This is a genomic window from Pseudanabaena sp. SR411, assembly GCF_002251945.1.
Taxonomy (GTDB): domain Bacteria; phylum Cyanobacteriota; class Cyanobacteriia; order Pseudanabaenales; family Pseudanabaenaceae; genus Pseudanabaena.
In genome coordinates this window covers 21,361-35,498 of sequence record NZ_NDHW01000209.1, presented here as the reverse complement: position 1 = coordinate 35,498, position 14,138 = coordinate 21,361, and the positions used below count along the sequence as shown (strand labels likewise).

The window sequence follows — 14,138 nt, the reverse complement described above, 5'->3', positions numbered from 1 at the left end:
AGAGCAGTTTTTTGAATCCAGTCAATTTCTCTCAAAAATACAATTACGAAAAACACTGGATTTTATCTTTTCATTAATTCACTGATCTTATAGCGGGAAGGGAGTAAGCGTAAATTTTGGGGCGATCGCTGCATTAACACAACTAAAAATTTCGTCTAGTTCTCCGATCGCTTCTAGCTCAAGATTTTCTGTAGCAGTAATTGTATCTGCTTTTTTCTTATCGAGCAGGGTTTGGATGCGATCGCCTAGTTCATCGGTAAATTTAAAGAGCGTGAGTTGATTGATTTGCTGGATTCGCATTCCTTTGGGGAGAAGGGATGATGGTTTTAGCAATGTACTCATAATGATTAGATGCGATCTTTCTCAAATTGTACTGAGCCATACGCAAAATCTCCCCCAAGTTTCTTCAGCAACTTTCTTAGTGATAGTACTCGCGCATCAGTATCAATAGATGATGTAGGTATATGAACTCGGGTGACAACCGCTCTTGCAAAGACTTTTCCAGTAAATTTATATTTTTCAGATTGAAAATATTTAATTGTCTCAGTTAGCTGCTCTACAGCAGACATTAAATCTCGACCTTTTAATTCAATAAAGTATAAATCGACTGATTCAGGCTGATTTGACAATTTAGACTCACAAACTATCATGAGATAATCGCACTTCCTTTGGGTTTGACTGGTAATTACGCAGTCATCAATTTGTACTTTACATACTTTTCTTCTAGATGGATTCTGAAGAATATATTTTATCTTCTTATTCTTCTTATCAAATGCTGGAATTTCTGTACCTTGCTGGCAGACTGTACAACTAGAATAATTTTCCTGAAACTCTTGACAGTTTAACTTCATGCCTTAGTCCTCAAGATCAAACAGTTGATTAAAAGTATCAACGATAATATTTGAGGCTCTATCTATTTCAGATGACTGAATTAATTCTTCTTCACGATCTACAATCGTTCGTGCAGTTCCATCTTCTAGAATATAAGCGTTCAATCTATCACAATTGATCCACAAGTGAGGATCTACAACTTGTGCAACTGCATCTGGTTTTTCTATGCCTACGTTATGAGCATAGAGAAGATTATTAAAAGATGATAGAATATACGGACTATGAGTTGTCAAAAGAATTTGATTGTCATTTTGATTGGATAAAAGTGCAATTAGATCAATAATTTGCTTTTGGGCTACTGGAAAAAGATGCGCTTCAGGCTCTTCAATAATCATAAACACCTTACGATCATTCAGCATTAGGATAACGATAATTAGTAAAATCCAAACAACTTCTTGCTGACCTGAAGAAGCAAAATTTATTGCCGTTTCCCCACCAGCAAAATTTATTCGCTCAATTCCATTTTGATAACTATAATATCCTTTCAAGATTGAGTTAACAAGATTTTGAGCAATCTCGATCATTCTTACGGAATTATTATTGAGATTAGAATTTTCTAAGATATAATCTTGAATTAAATTAGCTATGCCGAGTTCACATACTTGTTTAGCTTGATCAATAAGATCAATAAAGTTTCGCATGATATAATCTAGCTTAATTAATCTGTCTGCTTGTAATTTGCTGCCAGACAACAACTTATCTCCCATGTCAATGTTATATCTTTGTTGGGATAGAGTGGTAATTAAACTGCGACCAGCAGGTAGATATATAACTTCTCTATCGTCCCCAAAGAGATTATTAAGCTTAATATTAATTTCTTCAAACAGCGCAGCTTCTTTCGATTTAATAGTACTTATTTCTTTTGAAGAAGAAAAATCAGAAGAATTTTGATTTATCTCATCACGTAAACTTTTTAAGTTACTAATAGTTTCATTGAAACTTATAGTTAACGCCATACTAAATTCAATATGATTAATCCTGCCGTTTGAAGCTGCCTGAATAACTATCTCAATTTGATCACTATATGTATAAGTTAATTTAGTATTAGGAGAATAAAATATTATAGAGCCATAAATTTTAATAAGTTTCTCTCTCGCAAGTTTAGTAAAACCAAAAATCGGATCATTAAATTTATTTTGGTTATAACAATCAAGATAGTATCGATATAAATCATCTTTCAAAGATTTAAAAAAGAAGATTGCTTTACTAATGGTACTCTTGCCACTAGCTTGAGAGCCAATGAACACAAGGATATCATTCACATCAATATCGATGTCTGTAATTGGACCAAATTGATGAATGATTAGCCGTTGTGACATATTGATCCTATAAAAGGTTGAAGAATGCCGAATCGATTTCGTAGCCTAAGCTTTGAGTCATTTGTTGTAACTTAGCTGTGCTTTCAATACCGCGTGACTTTAGCCAGATAGAAATTGTGAATACCTTCTGCATCACAAAAAGCTCCAGTGCCTCAGGATTGTATTGCAACACATAGCCATCACCTTCGCGCTTAAACTCGTGGGGGACTAGCATCGCCGCATAGCGACTGAGTTCTGTACGCCAATCGAGGAGATAGCTAAACCAAGGATAGGTCGCATCGAGACGTACAAACCAGAGACGCACTTCTGAGATTTCTGATAATTCTCGGGGGTCGCCATCTTCCTTATCCCATACAAGTTCGATTTGAAACTGGCGATCGCTTTCTGGTGTTTCATCCCAATTTGCTAACAACTTCTCGATCGCAATTTTGGCAGGAGTAATATCCAGCGACTCAATACAGGCTTGGTTAACGTAGATGACAGTAGACATATAGCTTTTAGATAGAATTAAGTTAGGGCGGCGCATTGCGCCGCCCTAATGTTTATTTTTTCGGTAAGTTTTCGCGAGGATCGAAGGATTGGATTTCTAGCAACTGCTCGTAAAGTTCACGTTCACGCTTGCTAGGATTTTTGGGAACGACAATCTGGATTTCCACATATTGATCGCCAAAGGTTCTAGCATCTTTTGGGAAACCCTTGCCAGAGAGTCTTAACTGCTGTCCAGACTTCACCGCAGGGGGAATAGTTAGCTTTACTAGTCCACTGAGGGTGGGAACTTCCACTTGAATACCGAGAACTGACTCGCTCGGTGAAATGGGCAATTGACAGCGAATATCGGAACCTTCGAGGGTGAAGAATGTATGGGGCTTGAGCGTAATTTTGAGATAGAGATCGCCGCCAGATGCACCTTGCCCTTTGAGGCGGATTCTTTGACCTGAAAGTACACCTGCGGGCATATTCACCTCAAGCGATCGCCCATCTTCGAGACGTATGCGTTCGCGACCACCAACATAGGCGCGTTCGAGCGGTAATTCTAAAAGAGCTTCCGAATCACGACGAGGGCTGGGGCGTGGAGGTGCTTGGGTGCTGGTGCGATAGGAAGATGCGCCGCCCGTATCTTGGGCGCGTTCATTGGTGCGGAATTTGCCTAGGAGTTGATCGACAAACTCTTGGAAGTCGTTATATTGGCTAAAGTCCACATCACCTGTGTAGCCACCACGTTCAAAGTCTGGCGTATATTGCTCACGCGCTGATGGTGGTCGTCCGCCTGCACCTTGAAATCCGCCTTGTTTCCAATATTGCCCAAAGCGATCGTATTGCTGACGTTTGGTGGTGTCAGATAGGACTTCATAAGCTTCACCAATGTCTTTAAAGCGCTCTTCGGCTGCCTTGTCGTTGGGATTCAGGTCGGGATGATATTTCCGCGCTAACCTGCGATAGGAGCGCTTAATTTCGTCAGCCGTGGCTGTCTTCGGTACACCGAGGATTTCATAATAGTTGCGAAAGTTTTGCATATTTCCCGAACTGCAAACAAGGAGATAACTTAGCTTACCTTATCGTAGCTTTTGGAAACGCTTGCGCGTTTGTCAAAAGTATTGACTAGGGGCGTTGCTTTGCAACGTCTCTAGTCGTATTTAGATCCAGCTAGGTAACCACATTAGCACGGGCAAATAACCCGATGAGATCGGTAAACCGATATAAATAGGCAACCAAAATATAAAAGCGATCGCAATAATTCCCACAATCCCCGAACCGAGCGTTCTAATTTCTTGTAATGGCGATCGCCACATCACCGAAACTAAAAGGGCAAGGGCAGCAAAGGCAAAAACTGAGGCAGGCATATAGTGATAGAGAAATATACAACGTCTGCTCAGGCTCCAAGGCAACCAATGACCAGCAAAACTAATCGTCACATAGGACGCAAACCAAAATAGTTGCGATCGCTCTTGAGGATGAATTTTAGGAAGAATTTTGGTTAATATCTCTGGAGGAAATCTTAAGTTTGAGGCAATTAAAAAAGCTAACCAGATAAATATGGCGATCGCACTGAGCCAATATAACAATGGGTTACCCATCGCATGAACAAATTGCACCATGCTATTGGGACGCATCTCGAAGAAATAGGCAACTGGACGAATTAATAAAATCCAACTCCACCAGGGCGAACAATAGGGATGAATTGGTTCAGTTTTACCAACACCCAAGTTTTGGTGAAAGCCAAGGATCTGGCGGTGCAGTTCCCATATATCACGTTCGGGATTGATCATCAAATGCGGAATCCACTGCACAAAATAAAAGGCGATCGGTAAGATGATTAGACCAACTATGACCTGTGCTGCGTTTAAAGTTTGGCGATATCGTGACCATCCATAACCCATGAGAGCAACAAGTCCAACAGCATAAGCCAAGCCCGTCCACTTCACACTAATTGACGCACCGAACATTAAGCCTGTAGCCAGTACCCAAAACCAACGTTGTCGCGATCGCTTTAGAGCTAGCACCATACACAACTGACTGAGCATCCCAAACAGCAGAATATAGGTATTGATCAAGCCAAACCGTGACTCCACCAATAGCAAACCATCCATTGCCACAAACCAACCTGCTAGCCACGCCCAACCACGGCGATCGCTCAACTGCCAAATCAACTCATAGGTAACTAAGGGCAGCAGTGAACCTGCCAGTGCCGTCATGCAGCGATAGCCGAAAGGTGCATAGCCAAAAATCTGAATCCCAATGGCAATGATGTACTTAGCTAGGGGTGGATGGGCATCAAAAAGAGTCTCCCCGCGTAGATAATTTTGAGCAAATTTAGGGTAATAAAGCTCATCAAAAACGATATCCCCCAGTCCATCCAAATTCCAAAATCGGCTGGCAAAGGCTACTAAAGCGATCGCCATTACGCCATAGATAGGATGCTCTGATAACCAGATCAGGCGATCGGACAAACGAGCAAAGGGAGTCATAATTATTTGCTTACTCCAATTGCTCATTTACTATTCTCATCTAAAAATACTGAATATAGACAGCGCCTAGCGCTGTGTTAAAACCCAGAGAAATATTTAAAAAGCTTGCAAAGCAAGCTTTTTAAATATTTCTCTATACTGTAATTGCAAAATAGCCTTGCTTGGCAAAGCCATTTTGCAATTATTTACCTGCTTTAATTTGAGCAACTAATGCTTCCAAATCCTTGACTTCTGGCACACCAGAGAAAAATATTCCATTTACCACAAAGGAAGGTGTACCACGTACTCCCAAAGACTTACCAAGTTCAAAATCTTTCTTAATCGCTTCCTTAGCTTGTTCACTCTTGCGATCGCGATTAAAGCGATCGATATCAAGTTTTAGGTTATTGGCTAATTCCAAGTAAAACTCTTCACCAAGTTTGTTCTGTTGCTCAAACAAAGCATCATGATATTCCCAAAATTTGCCTTGCTGTAGAGCCGCCCATGAAGCAAATGCTGCGGGTTCCGCCTGAGGATGGATCTCGGCTAAGGGGAAATGCTTGTATACCAAGGTCACATCATTCTGATTTTTTGCCATAAATTCTTTGACTACAGCATGACCTCTAGCACAAAAAGGACATTCAAAGTCAGAGAATTCCGCCATAATAATTTTCTGGCTTGCCGAACCTGTCACTGGGGAATTGCGAAGTAACAAACGAGGCTCTTGGCGAATCTGTGATAGCACCTTATCGCGCAACTGCTCTTCTTGCTGAGCCTGAGATCTTTGGTAAGACTGCACGGAGTCTAAAATCACCTGTGGATTTTTACGGATAATCTCTAAAACTTTAGATTCAAATTGAGCATCAGATAATTGAGCGCTAGCAGATTGTCCTGTAGAAGCACAACTAGTAATCATCAGTAAGAGTGCGACTAAGGCTGACAATAGATAAGGTTGGAGGCGCATTGCAAAAACATCCCAAATAGAAGGCGGAATTCTTATCGTCTTCAGTCTACACGATCGCTAATTAAAAACTATAGAAGCACAGTCCTTATGTTTCTATATCGTTTCTCTCACCTCTTGCACCTTAATGGGTGACGACAAAATATGTTAATTTATACTAAGTTTGTTTAAGGTTACAAACGAGGAAATTATCTTGAGACGTAGTTAAAAAAATCTTACTAAATATCATATAGACACAAAAAATGACCGCTATTACTGATACTTACAACAACAGCCAGACTCTGATTATCGCAGGTAGCTATTCTGAATATTTAAACTGGCGTAAAAACAATCCATCGATCAAGTCTTGTAAATATGTAGAACGGATTGAAGATGTGCAGGGGGTGAATGGATTTTTGGCAAACATTGTTCTCTATGGAGATTATGAGCATAATCCTGTGTATAACACTTTAAAAATGCAGGAAATCTTAGCGGAAAAAGCTTCTCGATTTCGCTCATATGTACATTAAGACTTAAAGGAGCGCAAGGCGCTCCCTTATAGCAATTACCGATCCAACGAACCAAGAATATTTTTGAAAGCGTTGCTTTGCAACGCTTTCAAAAATATTCTTGGTTTTGATTTGAGTGCAAAGCGCTGTAAGTTATTTACTGCTATAGATATACGTCAAGTTCAGTTGTTCAGCCATTCTGGCAAAAATTTTATCTTCGGTAAATGGTTTAGCGAGAAATCCATCGAACCCATGCAAAAATAAGTCTTCTTCTCTAAGATCGATTAGGCTAGCAGTTAGAGCAATAATTCGGACTTTTTGCGATGCCGATATATTTCTCATGGATTCAATTTCCCTAATTGCCGAGGCAGCCTCTTGACCACCCAATATAGGCATTTTGACATCCATCCAGATCAAATGCGGTGACCAAGACTGCCACACGGCGATCGCTTCTTCGCCATTACTAACTTCGCGCACATCAAATCCTAGGGGCGATAAAATTCTAGTTAATAGTTGGCGATTTAGACGGATATCTTCAGCGATTAAGATACGGTAAGTTTGATTCCCTTCAATCCCAATCACGCGATTGGATAATTTACTGGGAGAATTTAGATTAAATAAATCCAAGGACTTGACAGGAATGTAAAATCGAAAAGTAGAACCTTCGCCGACTTTACTAGTTACCGACATCTGTCCACCCATGATCTTGACGTAGTTATAACTAATGGATAGACCTAGCCCCGTACCCTCCTGCGATCGCCTACCAGAATGCGTTTGCACAAAAGGCTGAAACAAAGTTAATATTTCTGCTTCAGAAATACCTGCTCCAGTATCTTCCACTTCAAAACAAAGAATACGCGGTATTTCTGAATATTCTCCAACTATAGCTTTCACATCTTCAGAGATACCACGAACATCTACACGAACATGAATATGTCCTGTGTCCGTAAATTTGATCGCATTACTGATCAAGTTGATTAATATTTGGCGTAATTTACCTTCATCGGTATAAATATAGGGCGGAACATCTGGTTGAATACTGACATCGAAAGATAGAGATTTCTCTTGGGCTTTCAGAGATAACATATCTCTTGCGGTATCCACGATGTTGTACAGATAACACTCCTTTTCACGGAGAAGTACGCTACCAGCTTCAAGCTTCGACATTTCTAAAATGTCATTAATCATTGTTAGCAAATGATTGCCACTATTGCAGATGGTTTGCAGATCAGCTTGATGTTGCTCATTTAACTCTTGGTCATAGAGCATAAGCTGAGCAAAGCCCAGAATTGCATTCAGAGGAGTTCGCAATTCATGACTCATATTGGCTAAAAATGCTGCTTTAGATCGACTTGCTGCCTCGGCTGCTTCTTTGGCAAGTTTGAGATCGTGAGTCCTTTCCTCAACACGATGTTCTAAGAGGTTAGCCTGTTCCCGCAGTTTTGTTTCTGACTCACGTAGCGCAATTTCTGTCTTTTTAAGCAACGTAATGTCATAGAAAGTGCTTAATAAAACCTGTTCACCTTTTAGCCATAGAGGATGTAGTGAGGCTAGTACCCAAACAGGCTCTTGATTGGCTTTGCATAGACGGATCTCATAGTCACGCACCCTTTGATTTTGCGAAAATTGCTGCTGTAAAATCTCCCATTCGGCTGGTAAGTAGTAAAGATCCTTAATTGAGCGCTTAATTAACTCATGGGATTCCCTTTCCAGCATTGTGCCAGTACTGGTATTGGCATAGGTGATCACCCCATCTGAGAGGCTACTTACAAGCATCGCCACACTAGTTGCTTCAGCGATCGCCCTAAACTGCTCCTCACTTTGGCGCATGGTTTCGACAGCGCGATTGTACTGCTCGTATTCGATCGCATCACCATGCTCAGTAGTAGTCATCAGCATGATTTCGAGATCGCTTTTATCACGATAGACAATCTCTAAAATTGATTGCAAAGTAGCCTGAGCCATCTTGCGTTCAATAATTTCGCTTTTTAGTCTTTTATTGACATCTAGTAGTTCCGATTCAACAAGATCGCCATGTTCAACTGCGGTTAACAGGGAATTTTCCAGATCGCAGTTTTCCATCTGAAGTTGGCTGACGGATCTTCGTAATTCTTTGACTTCTTGCTGGATCGTCTGCCAGTCTTTGATGGATATTTCTTCAGAAACTTGGGGATTGTCCATGTCGGGAAATTTTGTTAAAGCAATGCAAATTATTTAGAAGCGTCCGCAGCAAGAGCTAAGCAATCTAGAAAAGATTACCAATTTTAAGAGATTTACTAAACTTATTATGTGCTTTTAGCGGTTATATCAGTTGAATTTTGTAGAAACTTTTTAAAATATTCGTCAATCAACCCCAAAAAGACAAAATGTGGCGCTTTGCGTCGCATCTTGTCTTTTTGGGGTTATGTCTTACCAAAAATAGCAATTCTCATTATGAAACCGATTTTGGTGTTTCCAGCGCCGAAGGCGCTGGAAACACCAAAATCGGTTTTTTGAAAGCCCGCCAACGGCGGGCTTTCAAAAAACCGATTTTTATAATGAGAATTGCTGCACCAAAAAAAATAATTTTGACGGACGTTGATAGATGTGGTAAGGTGCGCTACGCTATTAATCCAAATTGCCTAAGTAATTAGTTATTTGATCTCAATGAGTTATCACTCCCAGACATATGCGATCGCTAGTCGCCAAGAAGATTTAGAGAGACACCTGCTGGAGTTGTCTGTCGTTGACCGTGAGCAGTTGGCGGTTGCCAAACGCTGGCAAGAACGCCAAGAGGGCCCCTTGCTGATGATTTTGTTACAGCTTAGTTTTATTGACTTGCACCAGTTTAGTGGTTTGCTTGACTGGTCTGGGCAAGGTTAAAGATCGTGCGGGTGGATACTTACTATCCACCGCTCACAGGGGGGATTAGTGCTACCTCATCACCATTTTTAAGAATTGTCTGGGGATCTACAAAATTTAGGTTGACGGCATAACGAGTAAGCGATCGCCATTTCTCTAGATGCGGATGTTGACTCACAAGGCGATCGAATATTGTTGATACCGACGTACCTGACTCCAATTTAATTTGCATTTCATCGGTAGCGATTACTTCTTGAAAAATTGCAAATAGCTTGACAGTAATTTGAATATTTTCAGCCATTGGTTTGTAGGAATAGTTTTAATTTAGGAAAAAAGGGTTGCTAAGCAACCCTTTTTTCCTAATCTGCTTCTGCATTTTCGTAAGCGGCGATGATGTGATGTACTAGGGGATGACGCACTACGTCATTCTTATCGAACAAATTAAAGGAAACGCCTTCAACTCCTTTCAGAATATTCATGGCAATGATTAAGCCCGACTTTTGATGACGAGGTAAATCGATCTGGGTGATATCACCCGTTACCACCATGCGCGATTTAAACCCCAGTCTGGTTAAAACCATCTTCATTTGCGCGGCAGTCGTGTTTTGAGCCTCATCCACGATGATGAATGAGTTGCTGAGGGTGCGCCCACGCATATAAGCAAGCGGTGCAACCTCAATAATGCCGCGCTCCATTAGTTGCGGGACTTTTTCTGCCCCGATCATTTCGTGCATTGCGTCGTAGAGTGGGCGCAGATAGGGATCAATCTTTTGCTGTAAGTCTCCAGGGAGGAATCCCAGACTCTCGCCTGCTTCGACGGCAGGACGGGTCAGGATAATCCGCTCAAATTTATTGCTCTGTAAGGCACTAACCGCAGCAACTGCCGCGAGATAGGTTTTGCCAGTACCCGCTGGCCCAACCCCAAAAATTAGATCGTGACTTTCCATCGCCTGTACATATTGCTGCTGGCGATAGGTGCGTGGTTGTACTGAGTCTCCACGTTTATTACGGGATATCGTCGCCCGATCGCGCCATTCTCCAGAGCGGTCTTCAGCGATCGCTTCACGGGCGGCGCGAATATCTACAGCCGCGATCGTTTTTTCCTGTGACCACAGAGGCTTCAGAGCCTTAATCACCTGTTCTACCAGATTGATCTGCTCAGGCGTGCCATCGATTAAGAGGTCTTGCCCCCGTAACACCAGCCGTACACCCGTTATTTCTACAAGTGTTTTGAGATTTTCCTCCCTTGTCCCTGCAAGACAAATGGCACTACTAGGGGTTGGTAAGCTCAAAATGTACGGTTCGTCGCGGGGAGTACCCATTAAATTAATTTTCCTCTGGTTGTGATTGATCTAAAGGGCTTTGACCTTCTTTTACAGCGCTTTGCGCTGAATTAAAATCCAGATGAATTTCTGAAAGCGTTGCGAAGCAGCGCTTTCAGAAATTCATCTGGGCATCAACAGGCTGGATATCATTTGATCAGATTTTCAGCGCCACTGATGACACGGGCGGACAAAATTTTGTCGCCTAGTCTTAGTTTATCTAAAGTTTCCTTACCATCGGTGACATAACCAAAAACGGTGTAGTTGCCATCGAGTAAATTCAAGCCTGCGGGAGTTAGTTCTGATTCAAATAGGTAGATAAAAAACTGAGACGAACCTGCATTGGCATCATCATTGGGATGCGCCATCGCCACAGTCCCAAAGGCGGCAAAAGGTAGTACAGGTATCGTTCCCGATAAGCCCTGCTCTTCAAAGGTTTTGCCATAGGTAGGCACTTTTTGATCGGGCAGGCGTACTTCGATCGGCACTGTGCGATATTTTTTGGTTTTGGGATCGATGTAGCCATCGGATGGCCCATCGGGATCGCCTGTCTGTAAGTAATAGTTTTCATCTGCGCGTGTGAAAGTTAGTCCATCGTAAAAGCCTTGCTGGACGAGATCCACAAATTGACCTGCATTGATTGGCGCGTTGTAGCCATCGACCGTAATCGTAGCGTTGCCTTTTTCTGTGGATAGCTCTACGAGAGCGCGACCCTTGAGTTGAGGGAGATTGGCATATTTTGCAGGAACTTCAAAGGGGAAGGTTTGGATAAAGTCGGCTTCGACTAGACCGACGTAATCTAAGGCTTTTTCGGATAGGGCTTTGACACTGTTGCGATCTTTAATGGCGATCGCTTCTTGGAGAGGCACAAGGGCGGTTGTTAAGCTTGCCAAATGTTCGGTAACTAATCCTTGGCGATCGCTGCTAACTTCAGCAATCAACTGTGACTGATTTTGAGTTAGGGATTGCGCGATCGTTTCAATATCTTTTTTGAGATTACTCCATCGTTTCAGATTGGCTTGACGCGGCATTTGCTCCAAAGTGTGTTGGACATCGCGTAGCACTTCACTATCAATCGGCAAAGCATTTCTTAAGATCACCCGAGGATCTTTGATCGCACTTTTGGTTGGTAAGGCTGCCATGCTTGGCGCGATCGCCGATATCATCGTTAAACAAGTCACGAGCAAACAAGCGATCGCGAACGTCAAGCCCTTAAACCACCAAGATCTCTGAAAAATAAGATCTGTTTGCTGGTTAGGGCGATCGCTGCTTCTTTCTAAATTACGATCTAAATTACGATTTAAATTAAGATTCAACATTGCACCCAAAACTAAATTAGCCACTTAAAAAATGCTATTGCATTTGGTTGCACTGTTAGGCAAACTTAATCTGATTTCATGCAGTCCTATCCTTAAAAATTCACTATGACGGACGCAAGTATCGATCAGACAGCAGGGCAGAAAACAAAGCAGGGGTCTGATGAATCAGATATATTAGCCCTCAAAAATGATCGCCTATTTAGATCGATCATGGAAAATGTTGCCGATTTAATTGCGGTGATCGATGCCCAAGGCTATCGCATTTACAATAGTCCTTCCTATCAAAAAGTTCTGGGCTATACCTCTTCAGAACTAAAGGGTACATGGGCCTACGACAAGATTCATCCTGATGATCAAGCCCTTGTACTTGAAGCTGCCGCAGAAACCTTAAAAACAGGTGTGGGCAAGGTTTTAGAATATCGAATGCAGCATAAGGACGGCACTTGGCGGATTTTAGAATCATCGGGCAGTGTGATGCGTGATGAGCAGGGAAATGTCCAAAATATTGTGATTGTGGCTCATGACATTAGCGATCGCAAAAAGGAGCAGTGGGAGCGCCGTCGCGCCGAAAGAGAGCTAGAGCGATCGCGCCAAAGTTATAAAGATCTAGTCAGACGTGAGGAGATGCTCAACCGTCGCCTAGCCAGTCAGATTCGCAATTCCCTTGATCTCGATACGATCCTTGCTACGGCTGTGAATGAAGTACAGGATTTATTGCTGATCGATCTGTGTAATTTCTTTTGGCATATTCCTGATACCAATCCACCAGAATTTCAACTCGTGCATTTTGCCGCTAGCCATAACTTTCTGAATGTTGCTACTAGTTATCCTCTATCACGATTGCCAAAATTTGGTCAGCGCTTACTTAGCCAAGAAATTATTCAGATTCAATCAATTTATACCAATGCCGAACTGGATAACCCAAGTCGGATGCTGCTCGCCGAGAAAGGGTTTACTTCGCAGTTACTTGTGCCGATCAAAACCCGATCGCAAAAATTAGGGGTGATTGTGGCGGCGCATTGTCAAGGAAGTCGTCCTTGGGATGCTGATGAAGTTGAGCTACTCCAAGCAGTTGCGAACCAATTGGCGATCGCGATCGATCAGGCTGAACTCTTTGACAGCGCCCAAGCCAATGCCGCCAATGCCCAAGCCCAAGCCCTACTGATCGAAAAAGCTCTTGCTGATTTACAGAAAACTCAAAGTCAACTGATCCAAACCGAAAAGATGTCCAGCCTTGGTCAACTCGTCGCAGGTGTGGCCCATGAAATTAATAATCCTGTGAACTTTATTTATGGCAATCTCAACCATGCCAACCGTTCTGTCCAGAATTTATTAGATGCGATCGCCCTTTATCAAAAAAATTATCCAGAGCCAATCCCTGAAATCGTCAAGTTTCTCGATGAGATCGATCTGGACTTCCTCCAAGAGGATCTACCCAAAATGCTGACATCAATGAAAATCGGGGCTGAGCGCATCCGCCAAATTGTCCTATCTTTGCGGAATTTTTCGCGGACAGATCAAGAAGGACTCAAGCCCTTTAATATCCATGAAGGGCTTGATAGTACGCTTTTAATTTTGCAAAACCGATTCAAAGCCTATGGCGATCGCCCTGCAATTAACTTAACTAAGCGCTATGGCAACATTCCAGTTGTTCAAGCCTATGCAGGACAACTCAATCAAGTGTTTATGAATATTTTAAGTAATGCGATCGATGCGATCGATGAGAGTGTCACTGATCGCGATCATGCCGCAGAGGCTTCTCAGCATGTTGCCAGTGAAATCTCCATCATCACCGAGTTTAAGCCGCCTACACCTGATCATCAGCAATCCATGGTGATGATCAGCATTATCGATAATGGTCGTGGTATTTCTGAAGATATTGTCAACAAGCTCTTTGATCCCTTTTTCACTACTAAGCCTGTGGGCAAAGGCACAGGCTTGGGGCTATCCATTAGTTATCAAATTGTGGTAGAGAAACATCAAGGCAGATTGCAATGCTTTTCCAAAGTTGGTCAAGGAACTGAGTTTAGAATCGAAATTCCTGTGTAATAC

14 protein-coding genes are annotated in these 14,138 nt (G+C 42.2%); 3 read left to right on the top strand and 11 right to left on the bottom strand.

All coding sequences use genetic code 11. The annotated features are described in order from the left end of the window. Positions 1-87 precede the first annotated feature (87 nt). The 7 genes from B9G53_RS22655 to B9G53_RS22625 all read right to left on the bottom strand — a co-directional run bounded on the left by B9G53_RS22655 (position 88) and on the right by B9G53_RS22625 (position 6,119). Positions 88-342 (bottom strand): hypothetical protein, encoded by a 255-nt coding sequence (locus B9G53_RS22655; RefSeq protein ID WP_094535715.1) that lies wholly within the window; start codon positions 340-342, stop codon positions 88-90. A 5-nt stretch (positions 343-347) separates the two neighbouring features. Further along, positions 348-851, bottom strand: a complete 504-nt coding sequence (locus tag B9G53_RS22650; protein ID WP_094535714.1) for a hypothetical protein — start codon at positions 849-851, stop codon at positions 348-350. Positions 852-854: 3 nt separating this feature from the next. Next, the gene (locus B9G53_RS22645; protein ID WP_094535713.1) at positions 855-2,210 is read right to left on the bottom strand and encodes an AAA family ATPase; all 1,356 of its coding nucleotides are present in this window, start codon (positions 2,208-2,210) and stop codon (positions 855-857) included. A gap of 7 nt (positions 2,211-2,217) precedes the next feature. Next, positions 2,218-2,700, bottom strand: a complete 483-nt coding sequence (locus B9G53_RS22640) for a CRR6 family NdhI maturation factor (protein ID WP_094535712.1) — start codon at positions 2,698-2,700, stop codon at positions 2,218-2,220. Positions 2,701-2,752: 52 nt separating this feature from the next. Further along, entirely contained in the window at positions 2,753-3,724 is a 972-nt protein-coding gene (locus B9G53_RS22635; RefSeq protein WP_094535711.1) for a DnaJ C-terminal domain-containing protein, read from the bottom strand. 120 nt (positions 3,725-3,844) lie between these two features. Beyond that, a complete protein-coding gene (locus B9G53_RS22630) occupies positions 3,845-5,203 on the bottom strand; it encodes a phospholipid carrier-dependent glycosyltransferase (RefSeq protein WP_094535710.1) in 1,359 nt (452 codons plus the stop codon). A 154-nt stretch (positions 5,204-5,357) separates the two neighbouring features. Further along, entirely contained in the window at positions 5,358-6,119 is a 762-nt protein-coding gene (locus B9G53_RS22625) for a DsbA family protein (protein WP_094535709.1), read from the bottom strand. A 239-nt stretch (positions 6,120-6,358) separates the two neighbouring features. Between B9G53_RS22625 and B9G53_RS22620 the strand changes: the two genes are divergently transcribed. After that, a complete protein-coding gene (locus tag B9G53_RS22620; protein WP_094535708.1) occupies positions 6,359-6,625 on the top strand; it encodes a hypothetical protein in 267 nt (88 codons plus the stop codon). Positions 6,626-6,757: 132 nt separating this feature from the next. Here the strand turns inward: B9G53_RS22620 and B9G53_RS22615 are convergent, their stop codons facing one another. Continuing rightward, positions 6,758-8,785 carry a PAS domain-containing hybrid sensor histidine kinase/response regulator gene (locus B9G53_RS22615; RefSeq protein ID WP_094535707.1) on the bottom strand — a complete coding sequence of 676 codons (2,028 nt, stop codon included), beginning with the start codon at positions 8,783-8,785 and terminating at the stop codon, positions 6,758-6,760. Positions 8,786-9,250: 465 nt separating this feature from the next. On the opposite strand from B9G53_RS22615, the gene B9G53_RS22605 reads away from it, so the two are divergent. Next, positions 9,251-9,466, top strand: coding sequence for a DUF2949 domain-containing protein (locus tag B9G53_RS22605; RefSeq protein ID WP_094535705.1), 216 nt, complete (start codon positions 9,251-9,253; stop codon positions 9,464-9,466). Positions 9,467-9,488: 22 nt separating this feature from the next. Here B9G53_RS22605 and B9G53_RS22600 read toward each other — a convergent pair whose 3' ends face one another. The 3 genes from B9G53_RS22600 to B9G53_RS22590 form a co-directional block, all read right to left on the bottom strand. Continuing rightward, a complete protein-coding gene (locus B9G53_RS22600) occupies positions 9,489-9,746 on the bottom strand; it encodes a MoaD/ThiS family protein (protein ID WP_094535704.1) in 258 nt (85 codons plus the stop codon). Between the two features lie 58 nt (positions 9,747-9,804). Further along, a complete protein-coding gene (locus tag B9G53_RS22595) occupies positions 9,805-10,767 on the bottom strand; it encodes a PhoH family protein (RefSeq protein ID WP_094535703.1) in 963 nt (320 codons plus the stop codon). Between the two features lie 149 nt (positions 10,768-10,916). Continuing rightward, a complete protein-coding gene (locus B9G53_RS22590) occupies positions 10,917-12,110 on the bottom strand; it encodes a peptidylprolyl isomerase (protein WP_254923773.1) in 1,194 nt (397 codons plus the stop codon). A gap of 81 nt (positions 12,111-12,191) precedes the next feature. Here B9G53_RS22590 and B9G53_RS22585 point away from each other — a divergent pair, with 81 nt between their 5' ends. Beyond that, entirely contained in the window at positions 12,192-14,135 is a 1,944-nt protein-coding gene (locus B9G53_RS22585) for an ATP-binding protein (RefSeq protein WP_094535702.1), read from the top strand. Positions 14,136-14,138: the final 3 nt, after the last annotated feature.

Coding starts and splice junctions, on each gene's coding strand:
- B9G53_RS22595 (WP_094535703.1), bottom strand. CDS start 10,767: ATGGGTACTCCCCGCGACGAACCGTACATTTTGAGCTTACCAACCCCT.
- B9G53_RS22640 (WP_094535712.1), bottom strand. CDS start 2,700: ATGTCTACTGTCATCTACGTTAACCAAGCCTGTATTGAGTCGCTGGAT.
- B9G53_RS22620 (WP_094535708.1), top strand. CDS start 6,359: ATGACCGCTATTACTGATACTTACAACAACAGCCAGACTCTGATTATC.
- B9G53_RS22630 (WP_094535710.1), bottom strand. CDS start 5,203: ATGAGCAATTGGAGTAAGCAAATAATTATGACTCCCTTTGCTCGTTTG.
- B9G53_RS22625 (WP_094535709.1), bottom strand. CDS start 6,119: ATGCGCCTCCAACCTTATCTATTGTCAGCCTTAGTCGCACTCTTACTG.
- B9G53_RS22605 (WP_094535705.1), top strand. CDS start 9,251: ATGAGTTATCACTCCCAGACATATGCGATCGCTAGTCGCCAAGAAGAT.
- B9G53_RS22650 (WP_094535714.1), bottom strand. CDS start 851: ATGAAGTTAAACTGTCAAGAGTTTCAGGAAAATTATTCTAGTTGTACA.
- B9G53_RS22615 (WP_094535707.1), bottom strand. CDS start 8,785: ATGGACAATCCCCAAGTTTCTGAAGAAATATCCATCAAAGACTGGCAG.
- B9G53_RS22655 (WP_094535715.1), bottom strand. CDS start 342: ATGAGTACATTGCTAAAACCATCATCCCTTCTCCCCAAAGGAATGCGA.
- B9G53_RS22635 (WP_094535711.1), bottom strand. CDS start 3,724: ATGCAAAACTTTCGCAACTATTATGAAATCCTCGGTGTACCGAAGACA.
- B9G53_RS22585 (WP_094535702.1), top strand. CDS start 12,192: ATGACGGACGCAAGTATCGATCAGACAGCAGGGCAGAAAACAAAGCAG.
- B9G53_RS22600 (WP_094535704.1), bottom strand. CDS start 9,746: ATGGCTGAAAATATTCAAATTACTGTCAAGCTATTTGCAATTTTTCAA.
- B9G53_RS22645 (WP_094535713.1), bottom strand. CDS start 2,210: ATGTCACAACGGCTAATCATTCATCAATTTGGTCCAATTACAGACATC.